The organism is Paraburkholderia sediminicola, from assembly GCF_902859805.1.
Taxonomy (GTDB): domain Bacteria; phylum Pseudomonadota; class Gammaproteobacteria; order Burkholderiales; family Burkholderiaceae; genus Paraburkholderia; species Paraburkholderia sediminicola.
Genome location: NZ_CADIKC010000003.1, coordinates 312396 through 327125, shown reverse-complemented (window position 1 = coordinate 327125; position 14730 = coordinate 312396). Strand labels below are relative to the sequence as shown.

Below are 14730 nucleotides of genomic sequence, written 5' to 3'. Positions count from 1 at the left end.
ATTAATCCCCTTTTCTTGTGGTTTCGTTCACAGCATGCGCCGTTTCGCGTTGACTCGCGACCAGCGCGGCCAGCGTGCTGATCGAGCGGAAATGCTCGCGGGTGCGTTCGTCGTTTGCGGCGATGGTCAGCTGGTATTGTTTGCGCAGCACGATGCCGATCTCGAGCGCGTCGATCGAGTCAAGACCGATGCCGTCGGTATCGAACAACGGTGCGTCGTCGTCGATATCGGCCGGGCTCAGGTCTTCCAGATCGAGGGCTTCGATCAGAAGCTGTTTAATTTCCAGTTTTAAAGAATCCATAATCGAACAGGTGCTGAGTAATGTGAGCTTCGATGGCGCTGGTCACGCTGCGCGCCGCGAGAGACGGTGAAGTGTCGTGGTCGGCGAGTTGCTCGACGCCAAGCGGCTCGAGCACGTTCACGCGGATCCGGAAAGCGCGCGCCGGCACGTCGTACCAGCGCATCTGCTTCGTGAACGCCGGCGGATCGCAGTCCATCAGCACCGGCACGATCGGCGCGCCGACCTTCAACGCCATGTGCGCGAACCCGCGTGAGAACGCATGCAGCCGGTTCGGCGCGGGGCTGCGCGTGCCCTCGGGAAAAATAATCATCGTGTAGCCCGCTGCCAGCTGCCGTGCGCCGGCTTCGACGAGCTCCGACGGATCGGCATTGCTCACATACTCTGCCGAGCGCACGATCCCCCAGAAACACGGGTTGCCCCAATGCGCGTTTTTCACCACGCAACAGGCGCGCGGCGTGAGCGACAACAACACCATCACGTCCAGGTAAGTCGGGTGATTGGCGACCACGATCGCCGGGCCGCCGGCGCGCAATGCCTGCCCACCCGATACCTCCAGCTCCATCACGCCGATGCGCTGCAACACCGCGACCAGCGCACGGAAAAACCAGTGAATCACAGTCGTCACCACGCGCTGACGCGACGCCCGGTGCGGCCACAGCCACGCGAGCGGGAACACCAGCACCGAAAACAGCACGCCGCAGATGCCGAACACCACGAAGGCCATGCCTGTCGCGCAGAACCGCCAAACGTAATCAAGCCGCGCGTTCATGCCACCTCCAATGCCAGGCCGCGCCAGCGGCTTGCCAGACGGCGGCCCTACCCGTTTCCAGACAGTGCTGCAGCGCCTGACTCTGGGTCGCGAAACTCTCTTCCGTGCCTGCTTCCTGCACGGCCAAGGCTACCTCCGGCTCACCTGCGCCGGACAACGTGCAGACCAGCTGCCCCGTCGCCGCTTCGTCGTTCAGCAGAATCGCGATCGCGCCGCCCTGCACTTCGTCTTCAATCGTGCCGTACGTCTGATCGGCCGGTTCGTCAGCGTACACCAGCAAGACTGGTGCCCCGGGCTGCGTCGCGTATTGCGCGTACGCTTCCAGCAGCGCATAGCCGAGCGTCTCAGCGCCGGCCGAGATCGCGCTGGCAGCGGAACGGTCGCCGCGCGCGATGCCGAACACGCCGGTCATGGCGTTCAGCACCGAGAGGCTGAAGGCGGTCGGCGAGACCGGCTCGCCCGCGCTGATGGTACGCAGGATGTCCGTGGTGCGCCGCAATTCGCCGTGGCGTGAAGCGAACACGACCCGGACCTCGTCTTGCGCCACGCAATCGTGTGCGACCTTCAGGGCGACTCTGGACAGCGTGCTCAGGCGACGCCGCACGATCGGCTCGATAAAGCCGATGTCGGGTGCGGCAGAAGCGGCAGCAGGCCAGCTAGACCAGCGAGCGACCGGAATGGTCCAGTGCAGATCGGGCATATCGGTGTTCGCGCGTAGAAGCGAGGAGAGGCTGAGGGCGCCTGACGGAATACGCAGCCGTCACAGCGTATGCGCGCCGCGCGGAACGACAATCTCCAGCCGGGGGTCAATCCAATCTTCTTATATAGGGTTCAGCGATTTAACGGCACTTGGCCCCGATTATTTAGGTGCCTTTGCCAATTAGTCTGATGGATTGACTCAGGCTCCCTGTAGTCGCCGGAATCATACTGAATATTGTGGATTAAATCAGCCACAAAAGACGTATCCATCTGTATCCGTATCGCGGGTGCGACGGAACCCTGGACAACGTCAAAATATAGGCCCGGCGGCCTTTGCGCGTCCATGAGCAGCCCGTAAAGCCGTTTGCAGCGAGCTCCGCGGGCCCGGTGGGCACAGCCACATCAGCAAACAGACACGAATACTTTCAATTAACTTTCTAAAAAAGTGTTTCGTTTCGGAACACTTCAACGCTTAGGGGCCGTTCTTAGGCCGTTCTGCTGAGTTAGATGCCGTGCATCTCTCAAATCTCACCCGCGACTTACGCTGGCTTACCGAAGCGCCGTTTTTTCCATATCGCGGCAGAGCCATCGGCTTCCGGTCAAAAATACGCTCGCGCGGACTGCAAAACAAAACGGCCTGGCAGGATGACCTGCCGGGCCGTTTTTGTTGCGCCGCAGCGTGAGCGGTTCGCCGTGAAGGCGCAGTGCCTATCGCACTTGTCGCACTTATTGCACCTACTGCACCTACTGCACGACCTTCGCACCCGGCGCCGAAGCCGGTGCGGCCGCGGGCGCGGGGCCCGTCGTCGCGACTTCGTTCGAGGCCCCGCCGTTCTTGTCGACGGGAAGCTTCACGGTATGGACCACGCCGTTACCGAGCGGGAAGTCCGCCAGCGCGCTACGCGCCAGATACGGCATGGCCCTCACCAGCGACGATTCTTCGTCCGAGTTGCGCGCCGTCACGTTATAGACCTCTTTACCACTGGCGCGCTCGGTGATCCGCACGCCGAGCAGGTGGGTGAAGATCGGGTAGCTCTGATTCACATAGGCGGTCGGAAACGCGCCCCACGGCCCCCACGGATCGAACGGCCGGCCCCAGTACGGCGCCGGCCAGGGGTTGTAATACACCGGCTGCGCGACCGTCACCATGTCGGAGCGAATTCCGTACGAAAGGCCCACCAGATAACGCGCCTGAGATTTGTCGACCTGACGGAACGCATGCGTGGCAAGCTCGTTGCCGACGAGGCGCTCGTAGGTGGTGAGTTCGAGATTGTTCTGCTGATCCCCCGCCCGCGTGAAGGCATAGGTACGGGTGGCGTCGTTGCCGCTCCAGTCGGAGAACGCCGTGACCTGGGAAGTCACGTAGCTCGTGCAGCCGGACAGCAGCACCGTCAGCGTGGCCAGCAGCAGCGTGGCGCGGCGGGTCCATCGATCGATTTTCATGGTCTACCTCGTGATGCCTGTTGTTGCCATTCTTGAGCGGGTTGGCTCATGCGCACCCTTTGCTGCGCAGAGCGGCCCCGATAATACGCTGACCAGGCGAATCGGTAAAAAGTTCGAGCCGCACAATCCGCCGAGCCTTTGTACAATGGCTCGACAAGCCCGGCTCGCGCGCCATAAGCACGCTTGACGGCTCGAGTCCCATCACTACAGAACGCCATGGCCGATACCGCAACGCCCAATGTGATCCGCCGCGCCGATTACGCGCCGCCTGCCTTCCTGATCGACACCGTCGCACTGGAGTTCGATCTGATCCCCGAACGCACCGTCGTCAGGAACACGATGCGGGTGCGCCGCAACCCGGACGCGTCCCACGCCGCGAATTTCGAACTGATGGGCGAACAACTCGAGTTCGTCAGCGCCACGATAGACGGCGCCCCGTTCGCCCACGCGCATGCGCACGAACACGGCCTCACGCTCGACAACGTGCCGGACAACTTCGAGCTTACGCTCACCAGCATCTGCAATCCGGCAGAAAACACCACGCTGTCGGGCCTGTATGTGTCGGGCGGCAACTTCTTCACGCAGTGCGAGGCCGAGGGCTTTCGCCGCATCACCTATTTCCTCGACCGCCCCGACGTGATGGCGACCTTCACGGTCACGCTGCGCGCCAGCAAGACGGATTACCCGGTGCTGCTGTCGAACGGCAATCTGCTCGAAGAAGGCGATCTGCCGGACGGCCGCCATTTCGCCCGTTGGGAAGATCCGTTCAGGAAGCCGAGCTATCTGTTCGCGCTGGTCGCGGGCAAGCTGGTCGCGCTCGAAGAACGCGTGAAGAGCGGTTCGGGCAAGGAAAAGCTGCTGCAGGTGTGGGTCGAACCGCACGATCTCGACAAGACGCAGCACGCGATGGATTCGCTGAAGCATTCGATCCGCTGGGACGAGGAACGCTTCGGGCTGGAACTGGATCTGGACCGCTTCATGATCGTCGCGGTGAGCGACTTCAATATGGGCGCAATGGAGAACAAGGGGCTCAACATCTTCAACACGAAGTACGTGCTGGCGAACCCCGAAACGGCAACGGACACCGACTTCGCGAACATCGAGGCGGTGGTCGGCCACGAGTACTTCCACAACTGGACCGGCAACCGCGTGACCTGCCGCGACTGGTTCCAGTTGAGCCTGAAAGAAGGCCTGACAGTGTTCCGCGATCAGGAGTTCTCGGCCGACATGGCAGGCGGTGCGACAGACGAAGCCGCGCGCGCCACCAAACGCATCGAAGACGTGCGCGTGTTACGCCAGATGCAGTTCGCCGAAGACGCGGGTCCGATGGCGCATCCGGTGCGCCCGGAGAGCTACGTCGAGATCAACAATTTCTACACGATGACGGTCTACGAAAAAGGCTCCGAAGTCGTGCGGATGTATCAGACGCTGTTCGGCCGCGACGGTTTCCGCAAGGGCATGGACCTGTACTTCAAGCGTCATGACGGTCAGGCCGTGACCTGCGACGACTTCCGTCACGCGCTCGCCGATGCGAACGGGCGCGATCTCGCGCAATTCGAGCGCTGGTACAGCCAGGCCGGCACACCGCGCGTGTCCGTGCGCACACAATACGACGCCGCACAGCAGCGCTACAGCGTGACGCTCACGCAAGGCTATGGCGATACCGCACCCGCCGCGCGTGAAACGCAAAAGGGCCCGCTGCTGATTCCGTTCGCGATCGGTTTGATCGGCAAGGACGGCCACGACCTGCCGCTGCAGCTGGATGGCGAAGCTAAAGCATCGGCCTCCACCACGCGTGTGCTGGAATTCACGCAGACCGAACAGACCTTCACGTTCGTCAACGTCGAGCAGGAACCGCTGCCGTCGTTGCTGCGTAATTTCTCGGCGCCGGTGATCGTCGAATACGACTACTCGGCCGATCAGCTCGCGTTCCTGCTCGCGCACGACAGCGATCCGTTCAACCGCTGGGAAGCCGGTCAGCGGCTCGCCACGCGCGAGTTGCTGACGCTCGCCGGGCGCGCCGCCACGGGCGTGCCGCTGCAGCTCGACGACTCGGTGGTCGCGGCGTTCGCGCGCGTGCTGACCGACGAGACGCTCTCGCCTGCTTTCCGCGAACTGGCGTTGATGCTGCCGTCGGAAGCGTATCTGGCCGAACAGATGGCCGAGTCGAATCCGGCTGCCGTACACGCCGCACGACAGTTCGTACGCAAGCGCCTCGCAAATGCGCTCAGAAAGGACTGGCTTGCCGTGTACGAAAAGCACCGCACGCCGGGCGCCTATGAAGCGACGCCGGAGGCTTCCGGTCATCGTGCGTTGAAGAATCTTGCGTTGTCGTATCTCGCGGAACTGGACGACCCGGCCGAAGCCGTGCGTCTTGCATCCGCGCAATACGACGCCGCCAACAACATGACCGACCGCTCGGCGGCGCTCTCGGCGTTGCTCAATGCGTCGGCGGCGAATGGCGGCAGCGTTGAGGCGCAGCAGGCGCTGGACGACTTCTACCGGCGCTTCGAAAAGGAGCCGCTCGTCATCGACAAGTGGTTCGCCTTGCAAGCCACGCAGCGCGGCAGCGCGCAGCGTCCGGTGATCGAGATCGTGCGCAAGCTGATGGCGCATCCCGCGTTCAACCTGAAGAACCCCAACCGCGCGCGCTCGCTGATTTTCAGCTTCTGCGCCGCGAACCCCGCGCAGTTCCACGCCGAAGACGGCTCGGGCTACGCGTTCTGGGCCGAGCAGGTGATCGCGCTCGACGCCATCAATCCGCAAGTGGCCGCCCGCCTCGCCCGCTCGCTGGAACTGTGGCGCCGCTTCACGCCGACTCTACGAGACGGCATGCGCGCGGCGCTGGAGAAAGTGGCTTCGCAGGTGAAGTCACGCGACGTGCGCGAGATCGTAGAGAAAGCGTTGGCGTGATGCTCATCTGAAAGCGCTTCGCGCATCGAAAAGCCGGCACGAGTTGCCGGCTTTTTTTCGTTCTGAATTTCGTGATGATGCGGCGTGCGGACGTCAACGTTAGCCGTCTGGACGACTGTTCGTATCGGCCTGGCGGGGTGAAAGTAAACGCATTCATTTAACGGTTTACGTTTAACGCGACGCGTTATATCATCCCATGATCACGACATTCGGCGACAAGGCAACGGCAGCAATCTTTCAGGGCAAGTTCGTGTATTCACTGCCGCTTCATATGCAGGCACTCGCACGGCGCAAGCTGCTCATGATCGACGCTGCCAGGTCCATCCGCAACCTGCACGCGCCGCCGGGCAACCGGCTCGAATCCTTGCAAGGCCAGCGCAGCGGGCAGTGGAGTATTCGCATCAACGCACAGTGGCGCATCTGTTTTCACTTTGTCGACGGTGAGGCGCTGAATGTCGAAATTGTCGACTATCACTGATTATTGGGAGACCGGCATGGTCATCAAACGCTCCGATCTGGGCAGCATCGATTTCTCCGACATCAGCACCGGCGAAAGCATCCCGGAAATTCACCCCGGCGAGATTCTGCGGTGCGAGTTCCTCGAGCCGCTCGGCATGTCCGTCAACGCGCTCGCCCTTGCGCTGCGCGTACCGGCGCCGCGCATCAACGACATCGTGCGCGGCAAACGCGCCATCTCGGCGGACACTGCGCTGCGGCTCGAACGCTACTTCGGCGCGAGTGCGCAGTTCTGGCTGAATCTGCAGATCGCCTACGACCTGCGGGTCGCCACCGCAGCGGCCGGCGAGCAGATCGAACGCGAGATCGAGCCGATGCCCAAGGCGAACCGGCCCAAAATGCCGAAGGTTCCCGCCGAACACGCCCGTGCCGCGGCGCTTGCCACCCGCGTGGCCGGCCATGTCACGGCCATCAAGGCTCGCCGCAAAGCCTGAATTTCGCGCGCCTTTACGGCGCCTGGCGAGACGGGCGCACGCCCTCGTATCTCAAAAGCACGGAACCGACACAGCGAGCGGTTAAAATCGAGACATTCCCCAAGCCTTCCCGGAGTACAGCAATGGCTTTGCAACGTCGTACCACTCTCACGAAGTACCTGATCGAGCAGCAGCGCGAAACCAACAACCTGCCGGCCGACCTGCGCCTTTTGATCGAAGTCGTCGCGCGCGCGTGCAAGGCGATCAGCTACCACGTCAGCAAGGGCGCGCTGGGCGATGCGCTCGGCACGGCAGGCAGCGAGAACGTTCAGGGCGAAGTGCAGAAGAAGCTCGACATCCTGTCGAACGAAATTCTGCTCGAAGCGAATGAATGGGGCGGCAACCTCGCGGGCATGGCGTCCGAGGAAATGGAGCAGTTCTTCCCGATCCCCGCCAACTACCCGAAGGGCGAATACCTGCTGGTGTTCGATCCGCTCGACGGCTCGTCGAACATCGACGTCAACGTGTCGATCGGCACGATCTTCTCGGTGCTGCGCTGCCCGGACGGCCAGCAGCCCACCGAACAGTCGTTCCTGCAACCCGGCACGCAGCAGGTCGCGGCAGGTTATGCGGTGTACGGCCCGCAAACGGTGCTGGTGCTGACCACCGGCAACGGCGTGAACTGCTTCACGCTCGACCGTGAACTGGGTTCGTGGGTGCTCACGCAAAGCGATATGCGCATTCCGGTCGAAACGCGTGAATACGCGATCAACGCGTCGAACGAGCGTCACTGGTATCCGCCGGTCGAGAAATACATCGGCGAGTTGAAGGACGGCAAGGACGGTTCGCGCCAGAGCGACTTCAACATGCGCTGGATCGCGTCGATGGTGGCCGATGTGCACCGCATTCTGAACCGCGGCGGCATCTTCATGTACCCGGCCGACAAGCGCACGCCGGACAAGCCGGGCAAGCTGCGCCTGATGTACGAGGCGAACCCGATGGCGTTCATCGTCGAGCAGGCAGGGGGCGCCGCGACCAATGGCGAGAAGCGGATTCTGGACATCCAGCCGAAAAGTCTGCACGAACGTGTAGCGGTGTTCCTCGGCTCGAAGAACGAAGTCGACCGCGTCACGCGCTACCATCTCGAAACAAAAAAGTGACCTCGGGGGCTTGCCAAGTTCCTGAAGAAGTCCCTATAATCTCGTTTCTCCTGATGCCGGAATAGCTCAGACGGTAGAGCAGCGCATTCGTAATGCGAAGGTCGGGGGTTCGATTCCTCTTTCCGGCACCACAAGATTCAAGCAAAAAGCCCAGTCCTTGCGACTGGGCTTTTTGCTTTCTGTTGGCGCTTTTCTGCGCGGTTCCCGCTTCAACCGACCGTCACAACGATCAACGGCAGCGCCCCTTCAGCCGCCAAAATCCAGTCGATCGCTTCGCGCGGTCACGCCGAGATTGCGAACGACCACTGCATCTTCGACGATCACGTTCTCAGCCGGCTTTGTGCCATATGCCAGCACGGCTTCCTGCGGCGCCGACGAAAACCACGAGATCCGGCCGGCGCATTCGATACCGACCTGACGTCCTTTCCAATAGACAGCGTTTTCCATGGCGAACTCTCTGAAGGGCGAAGACAGCCATCTTCCGCGCCGGTGCCGGCGCTTCCGTTATCCACCGCACCCTGTGCCGCAGATAGTCGCTTCAATGATAGTCGGCGGCGCGCTCGAGGCTAACGACAAACCAACGGCAGTTGCAGACACCACCCGGGGAGAGCCGCGCGACAGCCTGTCCGACGCAACGATTCGCAGCCTGAAGCTTCGGCAACACGCGAGGTCTATCGGACTTCGCGCTTCTCCCGTAGGAAATCGATCAGCGCGCGCAGCTTGAACGGCATCTGAGCACGGCTCGCCGTGTACAGATAAAAACCCGGAAAGCTCGGACACCACGCGTCCAGCACGCGGACCAGGCGACCGTCTTCGAGTTGCTCCTTCACGTAGTCGTCGATCACGTGAAGGAGACCTACGCCCTGCTCCGCCGCCCGCACCATCGTATGCAGATCGTTGGTGACGAGACTTCCGCGCGTCTCGACTTCGAACACACGCGACGGATCGTCAGGCTGCGAGAACTCCCATCGATAGATGCCGCCGCTCGTCGAGAAGCGGTAGCGCAGGCAATCGTGAGCGGCGAGATCGGCTGGCGTCGCCGGCGCTGGATAGCGTTCGAAGTAAGCCGGCGAGCCGGCTACGACAATGCGGATGTCGCCACCCAAGGGCACCGCCACCATGTCCTGCGCGACCCGTTCACCGAGCCGGATGCCTGCGTCGAAACCTTCGCCGACCACGTCAGCGAAACCATCGTCGAGTGTCAGATCGAGACGTATCTGCGGGTAACGGCTCGTGAACTCGGCCAGATGCGGCAACACCAGCAGCTCGCTTGCAACCCTGGGCAAATTGATGCGCAGCGTACCGGCAGGCTGGTCGCGGGTTTCATCGAGTGCCTCGAAGGCTGCCTCCAGTTCACCCAGCGCAGGCAGCACGCGGGCGAGAAATTGCGCGCCAGCTTCCGTCAGGGCAACACGCCGGGTGGTCCGGTTGAACAGGCGCACATTCAGCTGCGTCTCGAGCGAACGGATGCTTTGCGACAACGCCGAGGCCGTCACACCGGTTTCCGCGGCAGCGTGCGTGAAGCTGCCGTGGCGCGCCACGCTCGCGAACGCCATCAACGCCGGCAACTGGGCTGGGTCCATCGCGATCTCCATTATTAAGTCATACTTCACAATCCTTGCAGACAGACGGCATTTTTCCAAGTAAAGAATCAGCGCACGATAGCGCCATCGATTCAACGCTTCCCGCCTGACTGCTCAAGGAGACGGATATGACGATGGACCGCTACACCCTGCTCGGCCGCTCGGGCCTTCGCGTGAGCCCGATCGCACTCGGCACGATGACCTTCGGCACCGAATGGGGTTGGGGCACCGACGAACAATCGGCGCAACGCCTGTTCGATCTGTACGTGGATACCGGCGGCAACTTCGTCGACACCGCCGACCTGTACACCGAAGGCACCAGCGAGAAATGGCTCGGCAAATTCGTCGCAGCACGCGGTCTGCGCGACCGGCTCGTGATCGCCACCAAGTACGGCTACAACGCCGAGACCGGCAATCCGAATGCGGGCGGCAACCATCGCAAGAATCTTCTGCGCGCGCTCGACGGCTCGCTCAAGCGCCTGGGCACCGATTACATCGACCTGTATTACCTGCACACGTGGGACCGCGTCACCCCGGTGGACGAAGTAATGCGCGCGATGGACGACGCCGTGCGTGCCGGCAAGGTCCGCTACGTCGGCCTGTCGGATACGCCCGCGTGGTTCGCCGGGCGAGCGCAGACGCTGGCCGATTGGCGCGGCTTCGAACCGGTCGCGGCAATGCAGCTCGAATACTCGATGATCGAGCGCAACGCCGAAAACGAGTTCGCCGATCTCGCCGCCAATCTGGGCATGGGGCTCGTGCCGTGGAGTCCGCTGGGTATGGGCGTGTTGTCGGGCAAGTACCGTCCTTCGCAAGGCGGAGCGGCGAGCGCTGTTTCCGGCGACGGGCGCCTTGCGAGCATGGCCAGCGCGCCGCCGCCGGGATTCGACAAGCTGACCGAGCGCAACTTCCGCATCGTCGCGGAACTGGAGGCCGTTGCGAATCAGGCCGGGCGGCCGATGGCGCAAGTTGCGCTGAACTGGCTGCATCAGAAGCGCGGCGTGTCGAGCATCATCGTTGGCGCGACCCGGCCAGAGCAGTTGCAGGAGTCGCTCGGCTCGCTCGATTTCACGCTCGCGCCGGAATTGATCGCACGGCTCGACGCTGTCTCGGAACCTGCCCGTCCATTCCCGTACTACATGTTTGCCGACGGTCATCAGGCGCGGATTCACGGCCAGGTCGAAGTCGCCGACAAACCTGCGGCCTATTCCACACCCGTGAAAATTCCGGTACCGAACGCGTAAAAGTCGTCCACCTCGAGCGCCGCGCTTCGCTTCGCGCGCGGCGCTTTTTATTTGCGAAAAATATTCAAAAAAGTATTCCCATTCGTCAACGAAGTCGCGCAATCGTTCGTTTACAAACAATTAGGGGGCTGAATGAACGCGCTGAACCGATCGGTAATAAACGAACGTTCGGACTAACGCAGAGAAAATCCTTCCGATGCGGCAGTGCACAAAAACAACCGTGATTTGTTCATATCAACGGATATGAACACGCAATGCTGTGACGCAACAGAGATAATGCGCGGAAGGCGCATGGGGCAAGGCTGGGAGGGGAACGGAAGAGATATGGGACTGTTTTTGACTGGCCGCGGCAAATTCAGTTCTGCGCAGTCAACCGATAAATTCTATTCAAACATTCCGTTCCAATGTAAGGCTGTACCGTTAAAGCAACACACAACATGTGAGCCGCATCAGACGCTGGTGCAAAACGGGGACCGAGGCAGATAATCGGTTTGTAAAGGAGAGAGATCATGGATGCCAAACCACCGAAGATTCCGACCCCGGATAAAGTTTTTAGTCCGGATCCGGAACCCGCTGGCGTCGAGTTTCTGGGTGCCGAACTGCCTGAGCACGTTCGCGCATTTTTCGACGAACAACGTAAGTCGTGCGACTCGAAGTAATTGTGCAGTGGCGCGATGCAACATCGGCGTCCGCGCGTCCCGCGCGCGGCGAAGATTCGCACACGCCCCTACGATTGTCGTTTGCCACTTTCGCGGCGCGGGTTACGCCTGCCTGATTGCGACGCCTGGCTGATCCGGCCCGGCGCAAGTGATAGCGCTTGCCTCTGATAGGCGCCTTTGAGTCGCCTTTAAATATCCCCGCAGCCTGCTTTTCGATGGTTCAGCGCGCCCGCTTGATCCGCGCATCGTCTATTCTTCTGGTTTTTCTTCCGCGGCCACCGGCCACTCCCGCCTTCCATGAATCGCTCGTATCGCTTTGGAGCGTCATGCGCGCTCGCGTTGTTCGCCGCGCTTGCGTTCGCGCCCGCCCCTGCCGTCGCGGATGGCGACGACACCGCTCTCACCAATCTGATCGCACTGGCTTCGCAGCGCCTCGCGCTCGCGGAGCCCGTCGCGCGCTGGAAGTGGGCGAACCACCAGGCGATTACGGATACGCCGCGCGAGAATGCGTTGCTCGCCGATGTCGAAAAGCGCGCCGTCGCAGCGAACGTCGATCCAGCGTTTGCGCATGCCTTCTTCCAGGATCAGATCGACGCCAGCAAGGACGTGCAAAACGCGCTGTTTGACACATGGCGCAGCACGCGGCCACCCGAAGGCCCTGCGCCCGACCTCGCCAGCAGCACGAGGCCGCAGTTGGACCGGCTGACGCAGTCGCTCGTAGCCGGACTCGCACGGGTGCAACCGCTTCGCACGGCACAAGATTGTCCGTCGCGGGTGGCGCAATCGCTGGCTAACTGGAAATCGCTGACGCGCTATGACTCGGCCCATTCGAGCGCGTTGACGCGCGCTCTTGGCCATGTGTGCGAAGCCGGCGGTGTCGGTGCGACGGGCTGATCGGCTGGTGCGGTTGAACGGTGTCTGAAACGCCGATCGGTCCGCTGCTCTCAGGTGCGGATTAAAACCGCCCTGAGGAGCGGATAGCTGCACAAAACCCGCGTTAAGCCAGACTCGGCACAGGCGTGCCGCTGGAAACGCTCAACGGCATCACGCGCAAGCCGCGCGCCAGATGACTTTGCAGAAGCCGATAGGTCGAAAGTTCGAACGGTCCGCCCGTGCTCGACGCATACAGCTCCGCCGCTTGAGCGAGCGAGGGCGCATGCCCAAGGTAACGCCAGCGATCGACAACATGAAAAGCGCGCGCGTGCGACGCTTCTTCACGCTCCTCAAATACGATTGGACCTTCGAACGGCCAGGGGGCATCCACCGGATCGCTCTTCAAGACGCGCGGCACCCGGTTATGGCCGGGACGCAGCGTTGCGATCCATTGCGCCTCTGCGAGCATGGCGCCCAGCTCGCCACCGGTCGCGCGCCACTCGACACGGCGTACCTGTTGCGCAAGCCTCACGTCCTTCGACGAACGCCGCTCACCCGTTAAGTGCGAACGCAGCCGCTGACGCACACGCACGCTTCGCCCGACATAGAGCGGCAGATCGCCTTCTCCGTAGAACGCGTAGACACCGCATCCGGCCGGCGCCGTGTCGAGCAGATCTTCGGTGATGTCGCCTGCCAGCCGGTAGCGTCGCGTGGTGCGCTCGATCTGCGCCTGCAAAATGTCCAGCGGCACAAGACCGCCATGCAGACGTTGCCAGAACTGCCAGATCAGATCGGCGTCGGCCAGTGCGCGGTGACGATCGGACGGCACGAGACCATGACGCTCCACCAACGCATCGAGCCCATGGCGTTTTTCCGCGGGAAACAAGGCGCGCGACAGGCGCACGGTACACAGCACATCCGGATCGAAGGCTAGTCCAGCCCGGCGAAACTCCCCACGCAGAAAACCGCGATCGAAACTGGCGTTGTGCGCAACGAACAGTTTGCCGTTCAGGCGCTCGAACAAGGCCGGCGCGATGACGTCGAAAGTAGGCGCGCCTCGCACCATCGCGTTCGTGATACCGGTGAGCTGCTGAATGAAGGAAGGAATCGGCTGCTGCGGATCGACCAGGCTGCTCCAGCGCGACACGCCGGCCGGGCCTATTTCAACCACGCCGACTTCGGTGATGCGATGCTCACTGGTCGAGCCGCCGGTGGTTTCAAGGTCGACGAAGACGATCGGCACATCTAGGGCCGGTTGCGGCAGAAACTGTTCAGACATGGAAAAGGATACTTTGGACGCGTGGCTTTGCGGCAAGTATGCACCAGTTAGCCGCCGCGCACCCAGCCAGTATTGCTTTGCCCCTGTCGCCGTGCGGCACACAGACTGCATTTCTGCACGACTCGCGATTCACTCATAAAGCCGTTAATTATTATATTTTTATACTGATGGTTTTAGATTCCAGGTCGCAACTTTACCTTCTTGATGTTCCCCGGATTAATTCGAACCAGGTAGTTAATCGTTTCTGTCGCAATGATAATAACGAATGCCCATAAAAAAGCCTCCGCATCTTGCGAAGGCTTTTCGGCGATCAGGCTGCCAGGCGACGTACGCGAAGCAGCGCGGTGCGGCTTATAGCGGTTGAATGTTCGCCGCTTGCTTGCCCTTCGGGCCTGCCTTGACCTCGAAGGAGACCCGCTGGCTTTCCTTCAACGACTTGAACCCTTCGGTGCGGATCTCCGAAAAGTGCGCGAACAGGTCTTCGCCACCCGAATCCGATGTAATGAAGCCAAAGCCCTTAGCATCGTTGAACCATTTGACAATACCAGTTTCCATGTTCCAGCTTCCCTCGAGGATTTATCAAAATCGGGGCATTGCCCTCAAACTGCATTTCCTGGCCATTTCATCTGCGATCGGGCGTTTTTGAAGCCCTCAGCACTTTCATATCTGGCAATTGAAATTCAGCTTTGCTGTTATACGAGGAACGAAGAATCAACGTCAAGCGAATTTTGCATATTCACTTAGCACGCAGCGCGATAAGTCAATGCCAAATGAATCGGAAGAATTCCGACAGCATATTCAGCGGAAACCCGATAACTTTTCACGTCAAAATTACTCATTCGATATCAGCCACAAGCGATATCGGAAAAAATTTCGGC

15 protein-coding genes and 1 tRNA gene are annotated in these 14730 nt (G+C 61.3%); 8 read left to right on the top strand and 8 right to left on the bottom strand.

The window, feature by feature from the left end:
- Position 1: 1 nt before the first annotated feature.
- From R8871_RS13805 to R8871_RS13790, 4 genes are all read right to left on the bottom strand, one after another.
- Positions 2-301 (bottom strand): phosphopantetheine-binding protein, encoded by a 300-nt coding sequence (locus tag R8871_RS13805; RefSeq protein ID WP_054037294.1) that lies wholly within the window; start codon positions 299-301, stop codon positions 2-4.
- Positions 276-1070, bottom strand: a complete 795-nt coding sequence (locus R8871_RS13800; RefSeq protein WP_093639093.1) for a lysophospholipid acyltransferase family protein — start codon at positions 1068-1070, stop codon at positions 276-278. Before R8871_RS13800 ends, R8871_RS13805 begins: the two co-directional genes overlap by 26 nt.
- Positions 1054-1770: a beta-ketoacyl synthase chain length factor gene (locus tag R8871_RS13795; protein WP_175050965.1), complete on the bottom strand. Its 717-nt coding sequence runs from the start codon at positions 1768-1770 to the stop codon at positions 1054-1056. The genes R8871_RS13800 and R8871_RS13795 overlap by 17 nt, the downstream gene beginning before the upstream one ends.
- A gap of 743 nt (positions 1771-2513) precedes the next feature.
- Positions 2514-3212: a DUF4136 domain-containing protein gene (locus R8871_RS13790; RefSeq protein ID WP_175050964.1), complete on the bottom strand. Its 699-nt coding sequence runs from the start codon at positions 3210-3212 to the stop codon at positions 2514-2516.
- Positions 3213-3428: 216 nt separating this feature from the next.
- On the opposite strand from R8871_RS13790, the gene pepN reads away from it, so the two are divergent.
- From pepN to R8871_RS13765, 5 genes are all read left to right on the top strand, one after another.
- Entirely contained in the window at positions 3429-6125 is a 2697-nt protein-coding gene (pepN, locus tag R8871_RS13785) for an aminopeptidase N (RefSeq protein ID WP_175050963.1), read from the top strand.
- 196 nt (positions 6126-6321) lie between these two features.
- On the top strand, positions 6322-6603 hold the full coding sequence (locus tag R8871_RS13780; RefSeq protein WP_175050962.1) for a type II toxin-antitoxin system RelE/ParE family toxin: 282 nt from the start codon (positions 6322-6324) through the stop codon (positions 6601-6603).
- Positions 6604-6619: 16 nt separating this feature from the next.
- Positions 6620-7075 carry a HigA family addiction module antitoxin gene (locus R8871_RS13775; RefSeq protein WP_175050961.1) on the top strand — a complete coding sequence of 152 codons (456 nt, stop codon included), beginning with the start codon at positions 6620-6622 and terminating at the stop codon, positions 7073-7075.
- 122 nt (positions 7076-7197) lie between these two features.
- Positions 7198-8214: a class 1 fructose-bisphosphatase gene (locus R8871_RS13770; protein WP_054037301.1), complete on the top strand. Its 1017-nt coding sequence runs from the start codon at positions 7198-7200 to the stop codon at positions 8212-8214.
- A gap of 55 nt (positions 8215-8269) precedes the next feature.
- Positions 8270-8345: transfer RNA gene (locus R8871_RS13765), tRNA-Thr, on the top strand.
- Between the two features lie 115 nt (positions 8346-8460).
- Here the strand turns inward: R8871_RS13765 and R8871_RS13760 are convergent.
- Positions 8461-8661 (bottom strand): hypothetical protein, encoded by a 201-nt coding sequence (locus tag R8871_RS13760; protein WP_175050960.1) that lies wholly within the window; start codon positions 8659-8661, stop codon positions 8461-8463.
- A 224-nt stretch (positions 8662-8885) separates the two neighbouring features.
- A complete protein-coding gene (locus R8871_RS13755; RefSeq protein ID WP_175050959.1) occupies positions 8886-9797 on the bottom strand; it encodes a LysR family transcriptional regulator in 912 nt (303 codons plus the stop codon).
- Positions 9798-9925: 128 nt separating this feature from the next.
- Between R8871_RS13755 and R8871_RS13750 the strand changes: the two genes are divergently transcribed.
- The 3 genes from R8871_RS13750 to R8871_RS13740 all read left to right on the top strand — a co-directional run bounded on the left by R8871_RS13750 (position 9926) and on the right by R8871_RS13740 (position 12594).
- Positions 9926-11041: an aldo/keto reductase gene (locus tag R8871_RS13750; RefSeq protein ID WP_175050958.1), complete on the top strand. Its 1116-nt coding sequence runs from the start codon at positions 9926-9928 to the stop codon at positions 11039-11041.
- A gap of 509 nt (positions 11042-11550) precedes the next feature.
- Positions 11551-11700, top strand: coding sequence for a hypothetical protein (locus R8871_RS13745; protein ID WP_028200145.1), 150 nt, complete (start codon positions 11551-11553; stop codon positions 11698-11700).
- Between the two features lie 297 nt (positions 11701-11997).
- Positions 11998-12594 (top strand): chorismate mutase, encoded by a 597-nt coding sequence (locus tag R8871_RS13740; protein ID WP_175050957.1) that lies wholly within the window; start codon positions 11998-12000, stop codon positions 12592-12594.
- A gap of 103 nt (positions 12595-12697) precedes the next feature.
- Here R8871_RS13740 and R8871_RS13735 read toward each other — a convergent pair whose 3' ends face one another.
- Both R8871_RS13735 and R8871_RS13730 read right to left on the bottom strand, forming a co-directional pair.
- Positions 12698-13852 carry an exonuclease domain-containing protein gene (locus R8871_RS13735; protein ID WP_175050956.1) on the bottom strand — a complete coding sequence of 385 codons (1155 nt, stop codon included), beginning with the start codon at positions 13850-13852 and terminating at the stop codon, positions 12698-12700.
- 351 nt (positions 13853-14203) lie between these two features.
- Positions 14204-14407 (bottom strand): cold-shock protein, encoded by a 204-nt coding sequence (locus tag R8871_RS13730; protein WP_054037310.1) that lies wholly within the window; start codon positions 14405-14407, stop codon positions 14204-14206.
- Between the last annotated feature and the right edge of the window lie 323 nt (positions 14408-14730).

Coding starts and splice junctions, on each gene's coding strand:
- R8871_RS13805 (WP_054037294.1), bottom strand. CDS start 301: ATGGATTCTTTAAAACTGGAAATTAAACAGCTTCTGATCGAAGCCCTC.
- R8871_RS13800 (WP_093639093.1), bottom strand. CDS start 1,070: ATGAACGCGCGGCTTGATTACGTTTGGCGGTTCTGCGCGACAGGCATG.
- R8871_RS13795 (WP_175050965.1), bottom strand. CDS start 1,770: ATGCCCGATCTGCACTGGACCATTCCGGTCGCTCGCTGGTCTAGCTGG.
- R8871_RS13790 (WP_175050964.1), bottom strand. CDS start 3,212: ATGAAAATCGATCGATGGACCCGCCGCGCCACGCTGCTGCTGGCCACG.
- pepN (WP_175050963.1), top strand. CDS start 3,429: ATGGCCGATACCGCAACGCCCAATGTGATCCGCCGCGCCGATTACGCG.
- R8871_RS13780 (WP_175050962.1), top strand. CDS start 6,322: ATGATCACGACATTCGGCGACAAGGCAACGGCAGCAATCTTTCAGGGC.
- R8871_RS13775 (WP_175050961.1), top strand. CDS start 6,620: ATGGTCATCAAACGCTCCGATCTGGGCAGCATCGATTTCTCCGACATC.
- R8871_RS13770 (WP_054037301.1), top strand. CDS start 7,198: ATGGCTTTGCAACGTCGTACCACTCTCACGAAGTACCTGATCGAGCAG.
- R8871_RS13760 (WP_175050960.1), bottom strand. CDS start 8,661: ATGGAAAACGCTGTCTATTGGAAAGGACGTCAGGTCGGTATCGAATGC.
- R8871_RS13755 (WP_175050959.1), bottom strand. CDS start 9,797: ATGGACCCAGCCCAGTTGCCGGCGTTGATGGCGTTCGCGAGCGTGGCG.
- R8871_RS13750 (WP_175050958.1), top strand. CDS start 9,926: ATGACGATGGACCGCTACACCCTGCTCGGCCGCTCGGGCCTTCGCGTG.
- R8871_RS13745 (WP_028200145.1), top strand. CDS start 11,551: ATGGATGCCAAACCACCGAAGATTCCGACCCCGGATAAAGTTTTTAGT.
- R8871_RS13740 (WP_175050957.1), top strand. CDS start 11,998: ATGAATCGCTCGTATCGCTTTGGAGCGTCATGCGCGCTCGCGTTGTTC.
- R8871_RS13735 (WP_175050956.1), bottom strand. CDS start 13,852: ATGTCTGAACAGTTTCTGCCGCAACCGGCCCTAGATGTGCCGATCGTC.
- R8871_RS13730 (WP_054037310.1), bottom strand. CDS start 14,407: ATGGAAACTGGTATTGTCAAATGGTTCAACGATGCTAAGGGCTTTGGC.